Raw genomic sequence first — 15,627 nt, 5'->3', positions numbered from 1 at the left:
GTGGGGGAGGGCCGCCTGCTGCGACGACCGGGACGTGGCGCAGGGGGGACCAAATCTCCGCCGACTCAGGCAGAGAGGACAGTGCATGGCAACCGCCGATGCAGGGGTGACGGAGCAGCCACCCGGGTTTGCGATAGTCGGCTACGCGGTGCGCTTGCCGGGTGCGGGCGACGCGGACGAGTTCTGGGAGCTGTTGCGGCAGGGCCGGGACGCCGTGTCGGAAGTGCCCCGGGAGCGGTGGGACGCCGAGGAATTCTTCGACGCGGATCCCGATGCGCCCGGCAAGGTGGTGACCCGCCGGGCCGGCTTCATCGACGACGTGACCGGGTTCGACGCCCCGTTCTTCGGGTTGTCCGCACGCGAAGTCAGGCTGATGGACCCGCAGCATCGGTTGCTGCTGGAAACGGCGTGGCGGGCCGTCGAGCATTCGGGCACGGCGCCAACCGCTTTGGCGAACACCAGCACCGGTGTGTTCATCGGCCTGTCCACTCACGATTACCTCGGAATGGCCTCCGACGAGCTGAGTTACTCCGAGATCGAGGCCTATATGGCGATCGGGACCGCGGCCGCCGCAGCCGCGGGCCGGATCAGTTATCGGTTGGGCCTGCAGGGCCCGGCGGTCACCGTGGACACCGCGTGCAGTTCATCGCTGGTGGCGATCCATCAGGCTTGCCAAGCACTGCGGCTGGGCGAATGCGACCTCGCGTTGGCGGGCGGGGCGAACGCGCTGCTCAGTCCGGCGACCATGATCACGTTCTCCCAGGCGCACATGTTGGCGCCGGACGGCCGCTGCAAGACCTTTGACGCGGCCGCCGACGGCTATGTGCGCGGCGAGGGCTGCGGAGTCATCGTGGTGAAGCGGCTGGCGGACGCGATCCGGGACGGCGACCGGATTCGGGCCGTGATCCGCGGCAGCGCGGTCAACCAGGACGGCGCCTCCGGCGGTTTGACGGTGCCCAACGGCATCGCTCAGCAGCGGGTCATCGCCGAGGCGCTGCAGCGTGCCGGTGTCGCACCCGCCGACGTCGGATACCTGGAGGCACACGGCACCGGAACGTCGCTGGGTGATCCGATCGAAGTGCAGGCCGCCGGAGCGGTGCTCGGCAAGGGGCGCGCCAGTGACAAACCACTCCTGATCGGGTCCGCGAAGACCAACATCGGACACCTGGAAGCGGCCGCGGGGATTGCCGGCGTCATGAAGGTCGTCCTGTCGCTCGAGCACGAGTTGTTGCCGCCGCACCTGAACTTCCGGGATCCGTCCCCGCACATCCCGTGGGACCGGCTGCCCGTGCAGGTCGTGAAAGAGGCCACCGTGTGGGAACGTAACGGTCGGCCGCGGCTGGCGGGAGTCAGTTCGTTCGGATTCTCCGGAACCAACGCGCACGTCATCCTCGAAGAGGCGCCCGCCGCGATCAGCGAGGTGGAGGCGACAACCGATCCCGTCGAGCAGCGGTTCAGCGTGCTGCCGCTCTCGGCGCGCACTCCGGCGGCGTTGGTTCAACTCGCCGAGCACTACCAGAGCTGGTTGAGCGAGCACCCGGAGGCAGCCCTGGCAGATGTCAGCTTCTCCGCCGGGGTGGGGCGGTCGCACTTCGAGCACCGCGCTGCGCTCGTGGCCAATTCCACCGAAAAGGCCCGCGAGTTACTCGCCGCGCTCGCCGACGACCGCCCGGCGCCGGGCTTGGTGCGCGGAGAATGCGCCGACCCGCCCAAGACCGCCTGGTTGTTCCCCGGACAGGGCAGCCAGTTCCCCGGTATGGCGCGGGAACTGTTCGACAGCGAGCCGGTGTTCGCCGAGACGCTGAGCCGGTGCGCGACGGTGGTTGCCGATGTGCTCGAAAGACCGCTGCTCGACGTCATTTTCGACACGGACTGCCCGGACGGCCAAGACATGCTGCGGCAGACCGCCTACGCGCAGCCCGCGTTGTTCGCGGTGGAGATGGGGCTGGCGCGGCTGTGGCAGTCGTGGGGTCTGGAACCCGACGTGGTGCTGGGCCACAGCGTCGGCCAGTATTCGGCGGCGTGTGTCGCCGGGGTGTTCAGCCTCGAGGACGGGGCGTTGTTGCTGGCGCACCGCGGCCGGCTGTTCGGCGATCTGCCGGCCGGCGGGCGGATGGTGGCGGTGTTCGCCGGCAGCGAGCAGGTCGAGAGCATCACCGAGGAATTTCCGAGTCTGTCGGTGGCCGCCTACAACGGCGCCAACACCGTGCTGTCCGGACCCGGCCAGGATCTGGACCGCGCGGTGGCCGGGTTGACGGCTGACGGTGTCCGCTGCGAATGGCTGGACACCAGCCACGCATTCCATTCGGCGTTGTTGGATCCCGCCCTCGACGAGTTCGAGTCGTACGCGAACCGCTTCGAGTTCGCTACGCCGCGAAGGATTTTGGTGTGCAACCGGACAGGGGCGGCGCTGGGCAGGCAGGTGAAGCTCGATGGCCTGTACTGGCGCCGGCACGCCCGGCAGCCGATCGAGTTCGCCAAGAGCGTCACCACCCTTGCCGAGCTCGGCTGCAAGGTGCTGCTGGAGGTCGGCCCGCAACCGATTCTGACCGCCGCGGCGTTGCGGGCCTGGCCCGACCCGGTGACCGCGCCGCGAGCGATTGCCTCGATGCGCCGCAACGGCGCCGGCCGACGCCAGATCATCGAAGCGGTCGCCGACGCGTACATCGCCGGCCACCTGCCCGACTTCGGCGCACTGCAGCGGGGATCGCGGCGCAAGCTCGATCTGCCCACCTATCCCTTCCAGCATCGCCAGTACTGGTTCCGCGACAACCGCAGCCGGCCTACCCAGGAGGCCGGCCAGACAACTGCCGTGCGCACCGAGGCCGTCCGACTGCTCGAGGACGGCCGGATCGACGAACTCGCGGCGTTGCTCGACGGTGCCGGTGCCAACGGGCAGACCGTCGAGGTACTGAAAAAGCTTGCCGCCCAACACAACCAACAGCGCCAGACCCAGTCCATCGCCCAGGACCGCTACGAGATTCGGTGGCAGAAGTCAATTGTCGCGGCAGCCGACGATAACGCCGCTTGGCTCGTCGTCGCGGATAACGGTGACGTGGTCGAACCCCTGATCGAGGTGTTGACGGCACGCGGGCACCGGCACCGGGTTGTCGGGCTACCGGCGTCCGACGCCGACGAGCAACAGCTCGAGAGCGTGCTGCGCGAGACGGTGGCAGACGAAGCGACGCTGCGCATCCTGGTTCTGTCCGCCCTAGAATCAGACACCGCGACTTCGATGCGCTCACTGCTGCGGATGCAGCACCGGGTGCTGGGCGGTGCACGGCGGCTCTTCCGGGGTGTGGTCGCCGCCGAGCTGCGCGCCCCGATCTGGCTGATCACCGCCGGCGCACAACGCGTTACCGATACGGACCTGGTATCGCCGGTGCAGAGCTGCCTGTGGGGCTTCGGCAAGTCCGCCTCGCTGGAGCATCCGCAGGTGTGGGGTGGGCTGGCGGACCTGTCGGCGGGCAGCGTCGACGAGTGGTCGCGGATGATCGACGCGATTGCCGCGGCACCGCACAGCTCGGGCACCGAAGATCAGCTCGCGCTGCGGAATCGGGACGTCTATGTGCCGCGTCTGGTGCGGCGTGCCGGCCTGCCGAGTGCGACACCGCCGGACTTTCGTGCCGACGCGACCTATCTGGTGACCGGCGGGCTGGGTTCGGTGGGGCTGGAAATCGCCGGCTACCTTGCCGCGCACGGTGCCCGGCATCTGGTGCTGACCGGCCGCCGCTCCCCTGACAGCGCTGTGCAACAGCGTATTGCCGCGCTCGAGCACGACGGTGGCTGCCGCATCCGGACCATCGCGGCCGACGTCGCGAACCCTCACGACGTCGACAGGCTACTGGCCACCCTGCGGACCGAGCTGCCCCCGCTGGCAGGCATTGTGCATGCCGCAGGCGAGATCGGCACCACCCCGCTGCGTGCCCTCGACGACGCCGAGGTCGATCGGGTTTTTGCCGGAAAAGTTTGGGGCGCATGGAATTTGAGTGAGGCGACAGCGGACCTGGCGCTGGACTTCTTCCTCAGTACCTCTTCGATCGCCTCGGTATGGGGCAGCTTCGGCCAGACGGCCTACAGCGCGGCCAACGCCTTCCTCGACGGGTTGGCCTGGCGCCTGCGCGAACAGGGCTACCTGAGCGTCAACTTCGGTCCGTGGAACTCGGGGTCGGCGGGCATGGCCGACGAACAGGCACGGGCGCAGCTGAGCCGGCGCGGAGTGGTGACCCTGGCGCCGGGCGACGCACTGGCCGGGATGGCCGAGCTGATGGCCGCGTCGTCGGTCCAGGGGCTGGTGGCCCGGATCGACTGGTCCCGCTTCCTGCCGCTCTACCAGCAGGCCGGCAAGCGGGCATTCCTGGCCGAACTCGAGCGGGAGCTGCCCGAGTCCCTGACCGCCGCGCCGGTCGGGGCCGCAGGGACCACCCGGCTCGTCGAGCAGCTCACCGTTGCCCCGGTGCAACAACGCAAGAAGCTCGTTGTGGACTATCTGCGCGATGTCGTCGCGGAGGTGACGAGGGTCGACGCGGCGGAGATCCGCGACGAGGCAGGCTTTTTCGATCTCGGCATGGATTCGCTGATGGCGGTCGAACTACGGCGCCGGGTCGAGCGCGGCGTCGGCAAGGCTTTGCCGGCGACCCTGGCGATGGACTATCCGCGGCTGGTCGACGTGGCGGACTATCTACTCAGCGACGTGCTGCACCTGAGCGCTCCGGCACCGGCCAAACCACCGACGGCGTCTGCACCGGTGACGCCCGGCCCGGTCGATGAGCCGATCGCGATCGTCGCAGTGGCCTGCCGCTTTCCGGGTGCCGCGGACCCCGAGGCGTATTGGGATCTGTTGGCTGACGGGGTCGATGCGATCCGGGAAATTCCCGACGACCGATTCGACGTCGATGAGTACTACGACCCGGATCCGGAGACGCCGGGCAAGATCTACAGCCGCTGTGGCGGGTACCTCGACGGCATCGACGGATTCGACCCCGAATTCTTCGGCATCTCACCTCGCGAGGCCGTGTGGATGGATCCCCAGCAGCGGTTGATGCTGGAGATCGCCTGGGAGGGTCTGGAGCGTGCCGGCTATTCGCCGGCGTCGTTGCGGGGCAGCCGCAGCGGCATCTTCGTCGGGGTGGCCGCCAACGAGTACTCGCATCTGTTGACGGCCGAGTCGGTCGACAGCATCGAAGCCCACTTCATCACCGGCAATGCGCTCAATGCCATCGCGGGCAGGGTCGCCTTCGCGCTCGGACTGGAGGGGCCGGCGGTGGCGGTGGATACCGCCTGCAGCTCGTCGCTGGTGGCGGTCCACGAGGCCTGCCAGGCCTTGCGTTCCGGGGACTGCGATCTGGTGCTGGCCGGTGGAGTGAACGTGCTGCTGAGCCCGGCATCCCTGATCGCCGCCTCACGCGCCAGGATGCTGTCACCTGATGGCCGGTGCAAGACATTCGACGCCGCCGCGGACGGCTACGTGCGCAGTGAGGGCTGCGGCATTCTGGTACTCAAGAGGCTCAGCGATGCGGTGCGCGACGGCGATCGGATCCAAGCGGTCATCCGGGGCAGCGCGGTCAATCAGGACGGTGCTTCCAGCGGCCTGACGGTACCCAACGGCGGAGCGCAGCAACGGCTTATCGCCGCAGCGTTGGCGCGGGCCCACGTTGCCGGTAGCGACGTCGACTACCTCGAGGCCCATGGGACGGGCACGTCGCTGGGTGACCCGATCGAGGTGCAGGCCGCCGCTGCCGCCTACGGCACCGGGCGAGACGCGAACCACCCGCTGCTCCTGGGATCGGTGAAGACCAACATCGGCCACCTGGAGTCGGCTGCCGGGGTGGCCGGTCTGATAAAGATCGTGCTGTCACTGCAGCACGAAACCCTGCCGCGGAACCTGCATTTCGACAATCCGTCGCCCCATATTCCGTGGGAGTCGCTGCCGGTCCGGGTGGTGGACAAAGCGATGCCGTGGCCGACCAACGGACGGCCGCGCCGCGCGGGTGTGAGTTCCTTCGGTTTCACCGGCACCAATGCGCACGTGCTCATCGAAGAGGCGCCGAAGCGAGCGGCGATCACGTCGGACGAGCCCGACGTCCGGCCGGTCGGCGTGCTGCCGCTGTCTGCGCGGTCCGAACAGGCGCTGGTGTCGTTGGCACAGCGATACGCGGCGTGGCTGGACGTCAACCCGCAGATCGACATCAACGACGTCTGTTACACCGCCGGAGTAGGACGTTCGCATTTCGAGCACCGGGGTGCGCTGGTCCTCGAAGCCGGTGCCGCTTCGGTACAGTGCGCCCGCGACCTGATGTTAGATCTGTCGCAGAATCGGTTGCGACCGGGCGTGGTACGTGGCGTGTGCGCGGACCGGCCGACGACGGCGTGGTTGTTCACCGGGCAGGGCAGCCAGTACCCGGGCATGGCACGCGAATTGTTCGACAGCGAGCGGGTTTTCGCCGACACCGTGCAGCGGTGCGCGGAGGCGATCAACGGTACGCTGCCGCGTCCGTTGGTCGAGGTGCTGCTCGGCACCGACCGCGAAGCGGGGGACACCCTGCGGCACACCTCCTTTGCTCAGCCCGCCCTCTTCGCAATCGAGATGGGCCTGGCCCGGCTGTGGCAGTCGTGGGGCATCGAACCCGACGTGGTCCTCGGACACAGCGTGGGTCAGTACGCGGCGGCATGCGTGGCCGGGGTGTTCAGCCTGGAGGACGGGGCACGCCTGATGGCCGAACGGGGCCGGCTGTTCGGCAGCCTGCCCGAGGGCGGTCGAATGGTGGCGGTCTTTGCCGAAGCCCGGCACGTTGAGGAAGCCGCAACCAGGTTCCCCCAGGTCTCCGTCGCCGCCTACAACGGTCCCAACACCGTGTTGGCAGGTCCCGGAACGGATCTGGAACAAATCGTGGCCACCTGCAACAACGAGGGAATCCGCTGCACCTGGCTCGAGACCAGCCACGCCTTCCACTCGGCGTTGCTGGACCCGGTGCTGGACGAGTTCCAGGCGTACGCGGAGCGGCTGCAGTTCGCTGTTCCTGCGCTGCCACTGGTCTGCAACCGCACCGGCGCGGTCCTCAGCGCGGAAACCGCACTGGACGGCCAATACTGGCGCAAGCATTCCCGCCAGCCGGTGCAGTTCGCCGACAGTGTGAATACCGTGGCGGCGCTGGGGTGCTCGGTGCTGATGGAGATCGGGCCGCAGCCCATCCTGACCGCGGCTGCGGTGCAGGTGTGGCCGGAACACTCGGCCGCCCCGCGCGCCATCGTCTCGCTGCGCAAGGGCGCCGATGCCCGCCGTCAGATCTCCGAAGCGCTGGCCGCGGCCTACGTCGCCGGCCATCGGCCCGATTTCGGCGCGCGCTACCAGCGCCCGCCCCGGCGACTCGAACTGCCCACCTACCCCTTCCAGCGCCGGCACTTCTGGCCGAAGAGTTCCGGCATCGCCGCCGGCGGCGGTGCGGTGGTAGGCGGAATCCTGGGCAGCGCAAAAGATCTCGCGTCCGGCGACGCCGTCTACACCAGCCGGCTGTCGGTCAAGTCACAACCCTGGCTGGCCGATCACGTCATCTACGGCACGGTCGTCGTTCCGGGCGCGACGTACGCGGCGATGGCACTGGCCGCCGCCGGTACGCCGGCGCACGTGCGAGACGTCTTCTTCTATGAACCGATCATCCTGCCCGACAAGAGTTCCCGCGAAGTGCAGCTTACGCTGCATCCGCTCGAAGACGGTGGCGGCTGGACGTTCCGGGTGCACAGCCGCCCGTACGGTGTGCGGGAGGCGGACTGGGCGCTCAATGCCGACGGCACCCTGGTCAGCAGTGTCGAGGATGAGCCGGTAGCCGGGGAGCCGGATTCCATCGATGCGGCGATCGAGCGGTTGAGCCGCACCCAGACGCAGCAGTTGTTCGACACCTTCGCCGACATGGAGCTGGCGTGGGGCCCCACCTGGTCGACGTCGCTGAAATCGTTGTGGGTCGGCGACGGTGAGGCGATCGGCGATGTCGCCATCGGTGACGAACTCGCCGAGCAACTCGGCAGCGAGCCGATCCACCCGGTGCTATTGGACCTGTGCACGGGTGTCGCCTTCCCGGCATTCCCGGCGCTTCTCGCGGCCGCCGAACACGGGGTTGCGGATCTGTTCCTGCCGCTGCGGTACGGGCGGGTGACGCTGCGCGACCGGATGCCGCGGCGGTTCTACTGCCGCGCCCGATGGCACGCAGGCGGATTGAACAGCGAAACACAAGTGTTCGACCTCGATTTCATTGATCGGGATGGCCGATTGCTGGGTGGAATCCGCGAATTCACGGTCAAGCGTGCTCCTCGTGAGGCGTTGTTGCGTGGACTCGGCGGCGACGCCACCCGGCTGCTGTACACCCTTGGCTGGCATGAGGTGCCCCCGCCGGCGCCGGGCACGGACGCCGGGGCGGCTGAGGACGCCGGTGGCAGGTGGTTGATCGCCGGGTTCGACGAGCTGGCGTCGGTGGTGCCAGATTGCCTGCGCATCAACGGGACTGTCGATCAAGAGCACTGGCTGCGGCTACTCGCCGAAGCGCAGGGACGCGGTGAGCCGATTTCCGGCATCGTCTGGCGTAGCAATCGGCGACCGGACACCGAAGAGCCGAGCGCAGAATTCTGCCGGCGGCTGGAGGGCGAGGTCGAGCGGCTGCTCACCCTGGTGCGCTCGCTGTTGGCACAACACGACCTGAAACTGCCCGGCGGACTGTGGATTGTCACCGAGCGGGCGGTGGCGGCCGAACCGGGCGAGCCGGTCGACCCCGTCCAGGCGGCGCTGTGGGGGCTCGGGCGCACCGTCATCGCGGAGCAGCCGCCGCTGCGCTGCAGGCTGGTCGACCACGACGGGTCCGACGACGCCGTGCACTGGCTGACGGCATTGCTCGGCATGCCGGCTTCCGCCGTCGTCGAACCCGAACTGGCGTTGCGCCAGGGGAAGTTCCTGGTATCGCGGCTGCTGCCGTGGGCGCGCGGCGGGCATCTCGCCGTACCGCATGCGGCCGACTACGTCCTGGCCCCCACCGAACGCGGTGCCATCGACAACCTTCGTCTGGCCGAAGCCGAAGTGCCGGCACCGGTCGCCGGTCAGGTGCAGATCCGGGTGGAGGCCGCCGGTCTCAACTTCCGGGATGTGCTCAACGTGCTGGGTCTCTACCCGGGCGACCCCGGTCCGATCGGGGGTGATTTCTCCGGCCTGGTCACCGAGTTGGGGCCCGGGGTCACCGGGTTCGAAGTCGGCCAGCGCGTCTTCGGCTTCATGCAGGGGGCCTTCGCCAGCCGGGTGAACGTGCCGGCGCAGTTGCTCGCGCCGGTGCCGAAAGGCCTCGGCGCGGTAGCGGCGGCGAGCATACCCGCGGCGGCACTCACGGCCCGGCTGGCCTTCGACTGGGCGAAGCTGCGCCCTGGCGATCGGGTGCTGGTGCACGCCGCCAGCGGCGGGGTCGGACTGGCGGCCATCCAGTTGGCACGCCATCGCGGTGCGACCGTGTTCGCCACCGCCAGCACCTACAAACGTGCCGCTCTGCGCAAGCTGGGTGTCGACTATGTATACGATTCCCGCACAACGGATTTCGCGGACCAGATCCTGACCGACACCGACGGCGCCGGCGTCGACGTGGTGCTCAACAGCCTGACCAACGAGGGTTTCGTCGAGGCGACCGTTCGCGCGACCGCCAGGAACGGCCGATTCGCCGAGATCGCCAAGCGCGACATCTGGACAGCCGAGCAGATGGCGGCGGTTCGACCTGACATCGAATACGAGATCGTCGCGCTCGACGGCACCATCATGGCGGACCCGGAGCACATTCAACGCCTGCTGTCGGAGGTGTCGGAGGGATTGGGCAGCGGGGAGTGGACACCGCTGCATGCCGAGATCTATCCGCTGACGGAGGCCAAGACGGCGTTCCGCCGAATGCAGCAGGCGCGGCATATCGGCAAAATCGTGCTGCAGATGCCGAATCCGCTTCAGCCGCGCGGTGATCGGACCTATCTGGTCACCGGCGGTCTGGGCGCACTCGGCCTGCACACCGCCGCATATTTGGCCCAATTGGGCGCGGGCGACATCGTGCTGACCAGCCGGCACCTGCCGGACGCGGAAGCGCAACAGGCCATCGACAACATCACCGATCGCTACCGGTGCCGGATCCACGTCTTCGGCGCCGACGTCGGGGACGAGTCTCAGGTCGCCGATCTGCTGGAGCGCATCCGAGCGGAGTTGCCGCCGCTGGCGGGTGTGGCGCATCTGGCGGGCCTGCTGGATGACGGGCTGCTGTCGCAACAGAGCCTGGAGCGGTTCCGGATGACTTTGGCTCCCAAGGCTTTTGCGGCCTGGCACCTGCACCGGCTGACCAAGAACGACGAGCTGGATTTCTTCATCGTGTACTCCTCGGTGTCCAGCGTCCTGGGTTCACCGGGTCAGGCCAACTACGCGGCCGCCAATGCGGTGCTGGACGGGCTCGTGGCCGACCGCAATGCGCAGGGCCTGACCGCGACCGGGGTGAACTGGGGTCCGTGGGCGAAGGGCGGCATGGCCGCGTCGCACGCGGCGCGGGTCAATCTGGGTGCGCAGGGGCTGGTTCCGCTGGACCCCACCGCCGCGCTGAGCGCGCTGGGCGCGATCTTCGTCGAGGGCACCGGACAGGCGACGGTGATCAAGGCCAACTGGCAGCGTACGGCCAAGGTACTGGGGGGTGCCCGGCCGGCGATCCTCGATCACGTGCTGCCGAGCGCGGCGGCGGCCACGCAAGGCGACAGCGCGCTGCTGCGGCAATTGCACGAGATACCCGAGGCGCAGTTTGCCGATTTCCTCACCGAATATTTGCAGCAAGAGGTACAGAGCTTCCTGCGACTAGCGCAACCGCCCGCCGCCAGCAGCCGGTTCCTGGACCTCGGAACCGATTCACTGATGGCGGTCGAACTGCGCAACCGGTTGCTCGGACAATTCGGTGGGGCATTGACGATCAGCGCCACCGCGGTGTTCGACTATCCGACGATCAGGTCGCTCGCCGAGTACCTGGCCGAACAGGTGCCAGAGCTGATCGCCCAGTCCGGTCCCGCCCCGGCCGAATCGGCAGAAGCGGCCGAACCGGCCGAACCGGCCGAAACCTAGTCGTCGACGCCGAAGCCGGGCACGGCCCGGTTGGTGGGCAGCGCGTTTGTCCGCGCCGTGCGCTGGCGATCGTGGTCTCCGCAGATATTCAGGTGCGGTCGGGGGGAGGATGTGCCACAGTCGCATTCCGTGACTGTGTCGCCCCCACCTTCTCTCCCGGCGTCGATGCGGCTGTGCAGCCCGGGCGAGGACGACTGGCCGAGGATGTACTTCCTGGCGGCCCAAAGTTTCTCCGACTTCATCGGGCCGGATGCGACCGACAGCTTGCGGGACTTGATAGCCGAGGACGGCGCAGTCGTGGTGCGAGCCGGCGAGGACGTAGTGGGGATGGCCGTGTACTTCGATCTGCGGCTGACGGTGCCCGGGGGAGCCGTGTTGCCAACCGCGGGTATGAGCCTGGTAGCGGTGGCACCGACGCACCGACGACGGGGACTGCTGCGCGCGATGTGCACCGAGTTGCACCGGCGGATGGCCGCTTCGGGTTATCCGTTGGCGGCCCTGCACGCGAGTGAGGGCGGCATCTATGGGCGGTTCGGCTACGGGCCGGCCACCCTCTTGCACGAGCTGACCGTTGACCGGCGCTTCGCGCGCCTGCACGCCGACGCTCCGGGCGCCGATCCGCAAGACGTCAGACTCGTCCCGCCGAGCGAGCATCGCGGCGCATTCGAGGAAATCTACGAGCGTTGGCGACGGCTGGTGCCTGGCGGAATGGCTCGCCCGCAAGCGCTTTGGGAACAGTTGGGGGCCGACCGGCCCGCGCCGAACGGGTCAGCGAAGTGCTTCGGGCTGCTGCATCCGGACGGCTACGCGGTGTATCGACTCGACACTCTCGATCCCAGGCTGGCGCGCGTCGATGAACTCAGGGCGGTCACCGCTGACGCTCGCGGCGGGTTGTGGCGGGCCTTGCTGGGGCTGGATTCGGTCGAGCGCGTCAGCATCCTCACCCATCCGCAGGACCCGCTGCCCTTCCTGCTCACCGACCCGCGGCTGGCCAAGACCACCTGGCGGCAGGACGGCTTGTGGGTCCGGATTGCGCATGTGCAGACCGTCCTCGAGGCGCGCTCCTACGCTGCCGATCTGAACTGCGTGCTGGCGGTGCGCGGCCAGGGACGATTCGCGCTGGAAATCCGTGACGGCCGGGCGCGGTGCACCGCGACTGACGCGCCGGCCGACATCGAGATGGCGCGTGACGCTCTGGGCACCGTATACCTGGGCGTACACCGAGCCTCGACGCTGGCCGCGGCGAACCGGATACGCACCAGGGACGCCGACTTGATCGGCCGGTTCGACGCGGCGTTCGTCAGCGATGTTCCGGCCGAGACCGCCTTTGAGTTCTAGCGTTGCGCCGCCATGATGGTTACTTCCGTCTCGCCCGTGTCGTGAACGGGACGGCCGTGTTTGCGTGCCCGGGCGATTCCCGGGGGATCTCGGGCCGGCGCGCCGGATTGCAAGTGCGGGATCACCAAAACGTCGGCGTCGCATTCCGTCCCAACGGCTGCGCCCTGCCTCGGTTTTCGGCAACGGGGGTGCCAGCGCCCCGGGTTTAGACAGAGCAGTGGTCGGCCCTGCGTCCCGCTCCGTCCGGCTTCTTCAATTCGCGACTTGTGCACTTCGGCCGCGCTGTATTGTGTCTCCCGCCAAACATATTCCGGTGATCGAGGGTGTCAGCAGCATGGTGAATTTCGCGGTACTGCCGCCGGAGATCAATTCATTGCGGATGTACACCGGCGCGGGTTCTGCGCCGATGCTGGGCGCCGCGGCGGCCTGGCGGGGGCTGGCCGCTGAGTTGGGATCGGCGCAGCAGTCGTTTGCCTCGGCGATCGCGGGGCTGGCGGATCAGGCCTGGCAAGGCCCCGCGGCGGTGGCGATGGCGGCCGCGGCCGCCCCATATTCTGGGTTCTTGGCCATGGCGTGTGCTCAGGCTGCGGGAGCGGCCGGGCAGGCCCGAGCGGTCGCGGGTGTGTTTGAGGTCGCCAAGGCAGCCACGGTGCACCCGGGCGCAGTGACGGGCAACCGTGACGTGTTTAGGCAATTGTTGCGGTGCAATTGGTTTGGGTTCAACGCGCCGGCGATCATGGCTGCTGAGGCCCAGTACGAAGCGATGTGGGCCCAGAATGTGACGGCGATGGCGGACTATTACGTCGGAGCGTCATCGGCGGCGGCGGCGTTGACGCCCTGGCAGCAGGTGCTGCAAGCCCTGCCCAATTTCGGCTTCGGCAATAAGGGCAGCATCAACATCGGCAACGGGAACACCGGTTCACAGAATCTGGGCGTCGGCAATAACGGTGAGTTCAATCTGGGCGGCGGAAACATCGGCGATAGCGTTGGCCAAGGCGCCAACATGGGCGCCGGAAATAACGGCATCAATAACATCGGCGCCGGTAACAAAGGCAGCAACAATTATGGCTTCGGAAACACCGGCAGCGGGAACGGAAATATCTTTACCAGCCAGTTCGCCCTGGGTTTGGGTAACACCGGCAACAACAACATCGGCTTCGGCAACACCGGGAGCGGCAACTTCGGCGGCGGAAACACCGGCAACTCCAATATCGGTGCCGGAAACACCGGCAACGGAAACTTCGGCTTCGGAAACCGCGGCAACAACAACATCGGGATCGGGCTCACCGGCGACAACCAAGTGGGCATCGGCGGCCTGAACTCGGGTAGCGGCAACATCGGTTTCGGAAACTCGGGCAACGGCAACATCGGCTTCTTCAATTCGGGCGACCGCAACATCGGCGTCTTCAGTACCGGCACCAACGCTGTGGCACCTGGCCAACTCAACAGTTTCGGCGTGGGCAACTCGGGCAGCGGCAACATCGGCTTGTTCAACTCGGGTCTGGGAAACACGGGCCTTTTCAACTCGGGCAGCTTGAACACCGGCGTCGGCAACTCGGGCGACCTGAACACCGGCGGCGGAAACGCGGGCGACGGCAACACCGGGTTCTGGAATTCGGGCGACTTCAACACCGGAAATGCGAATTCGGGCAGCACCAACACCGGGTTCTGGAATTCGGGCAACGTGAACACGGGCGTTGCCGCCACGACCAACACCGGCCTGCCGAATTCGGGCTTCGGCAACACCGGTACGGGAAACTCGGGCTTCGGCAATTCGGCCACCGGCGGCACCACCAACGGCAGCATCTCCGGTTTCTTCAACACAGTCACCGGGGGTTCAGCCAGTAACGGCTCGACCTCCGGCGTGGGCAACACCGGCGTCCCGGGCGTGTTCGGTCCCACCATAAGCGGCCTCAACTCGGGATTGCTGAACACCGGAACCGCCGTGTCGGGTCTATTCGGCCTCAGGCGGGTGTTGTCGTAGCCATGCGTAGGCAAAACAGGCAGACGGTCCGATCGTCATCCTGCTCAGCACCCGGAGTCACCTCGTAGCGCCGCGCCCCGCGTTCGCCGTCAGAGTCTGGCCAAGTCGTTGTCGCCGATGTGGTCGATAAGCACCCGCAGCTGATCCCCAGCGGAGCCCAGCGTGTGGTCGATGGCGGTGAGCCGGGCCATGTAGTGACCCACCGGGTACTCGGCTGTCATGCCGATGCCGCCGTGCAACTGGATCGCCTCTTGCCCGATGTGCCGGCCCGAGCGGGCGATCTGCAGCTTGGCGCGCGCGGCGATCACCGGGTCGTAGTTCCCGTCGGCGATCGACATCGCGGCGTACAGATTCATGCTGCGTGCCAATTCCAGGGACACATACATGTCGGCCGCCCGTTGGGTGAGCGTCTGGAACTTGTTGAGCGTCACCCCGAACTGCTTGCGAGTCTTGAGGTAATCGGTGGTCAGGCGCAGCGCCTCCTCCATGGCCCCGAGCGCCTCGGCGCACAGCGCGGACTGGATCCGGATGACGGCGTTGGCAATGGCCCGCGAGCAATCGGCCGCGTCGCCGCCCAGCGGTTCGGCGGCCGTCTCGTCCAGGTCGATCTGGGCACCCCGCTGGCCGTCGAAGGTGGCGTACGGTTTGCGGGTGACGGCTGACGCGTCGACCAGGAACAAACCGGTGCCACCGTCCGGCAACGCGGCACTGACCACCAGCGTTTCGGCGCTGTCGCCCGCCAGCACCGGGTTCTTGCGCCCACTGATCGTCCACGAATCACCTTGTCGCACAGCGCTAGTGGCGAGCTCAGCGGAGGTTACCCGCTGACCCGGTTCCAGGTGGGCAAAGGCCAGCAGGCGCCGGCCCGCAGCCACCTCGTCCAACAACTCGCGCTGTGCGTCGTTGCCCAGTTCGGCGATCAGTGACCCGGGTGCCAATGCGGCGTGCACGATGGGTTCGGGCGCCAACCGGCGTCCTACCTCGATGAGCACCGCCATGATCTCGAGCTGCCCCGCTTCCTCCGGTTCGAACCCGAGACCCAGAATCCCGATCTCCGCCAGCTGATTCCACACCTCGCGGCTCCAGCCGAGATCGGTGTCGATCACCTTGTTGCGGCTTTCCGCGTCGTAGCTGCGCGACAGCAATTCGCGGGTTGTGTCGCGCAGCAGGGCCTGCTCTTCGCTCAACTGAAAGTCCATGA

4 protein-coding genes are annotated in these 15,627 nt (G+C 67.7%); 3 read left to right on the top strand and 1 reads right to left on the bottom strand.

Annotated features, from left to right (window positions below; all coding sequences use genetic code 11):
- Nucleotides 1-85 precede the first annotated feature (85 nt).
- The 3 genes from AC5Y7D_RS20830 (at nucleotide 86) to AC5Y7D_RS20820 (ending at nucleotide 14,426) form a co-directional block, all read left to right on the top strand.
- The gene (locus AC5Y7D_RS20830) at nucleotides 86-11,104 is read left to right on the top strand and encodes an SDR family NAD(P)-dependent oxidoreductase (protein ID WP_499927274.1); all 11,019 of its coding nucleotides are present in this window, start codon (nucleotides 86-88) and stop codon (nucleotides 11,102-11,104) included.
- Nucleotides 11,105-11,215: 111 nt separating this feature from the next.
- Nucleotides 11,216-12,442, top strand: coding sequence for a GNAT family N-acetyltransferase (locus AC5Y7D_RS20825; protein ID WP_499927272.1), 1,227 nt, complete (start codon nucleotides 11,216-11,218; stop codon nucleotides 12,440-12,442).
- A gap of 334 nt (nucleotides 12,443-12,776) precedes the next feature.
- On the top strand, nucleotides 12,777-14,426 hold the full coding sequence (locus tag AC5Y7D_RS20820; protein ID WP_499927317.1) for a PPE family protein: 1,650 nt from the start codon (nucleotides 12,777-12,779) through the stop codon (nucleotides 14,424-14,426).
- Between the two features lie 89 nt (nucleotides 14,427-14,515).
- On the opposite strand, the gene AC5Y7D_RS20815 is transcribed toward AC5Y7D_RS20820, so the two are convergent.
- Nucleotides 14,516-15,625: an acyl-CoA dehydrogenase family protein gene (locus AC5Y7D_RS20815; RefSeq protein WP_499927270.1), complete on the bottom strand. Its 1,110-nt coding sequence runs from the start codon at nucleotides 15,623-15,625 to the stop codon at nucleotides 14,516-14,518.
- Between the last annotated feature and the right edge of the window lie 2 nt (nucleotides 15,626-15,627).

The organism is Mycobacterium sp. NGS49, assembly GCF_059812565.1.
This window is presented reverse-complemented; position numbering and strand designations above follow the sequence as displayed.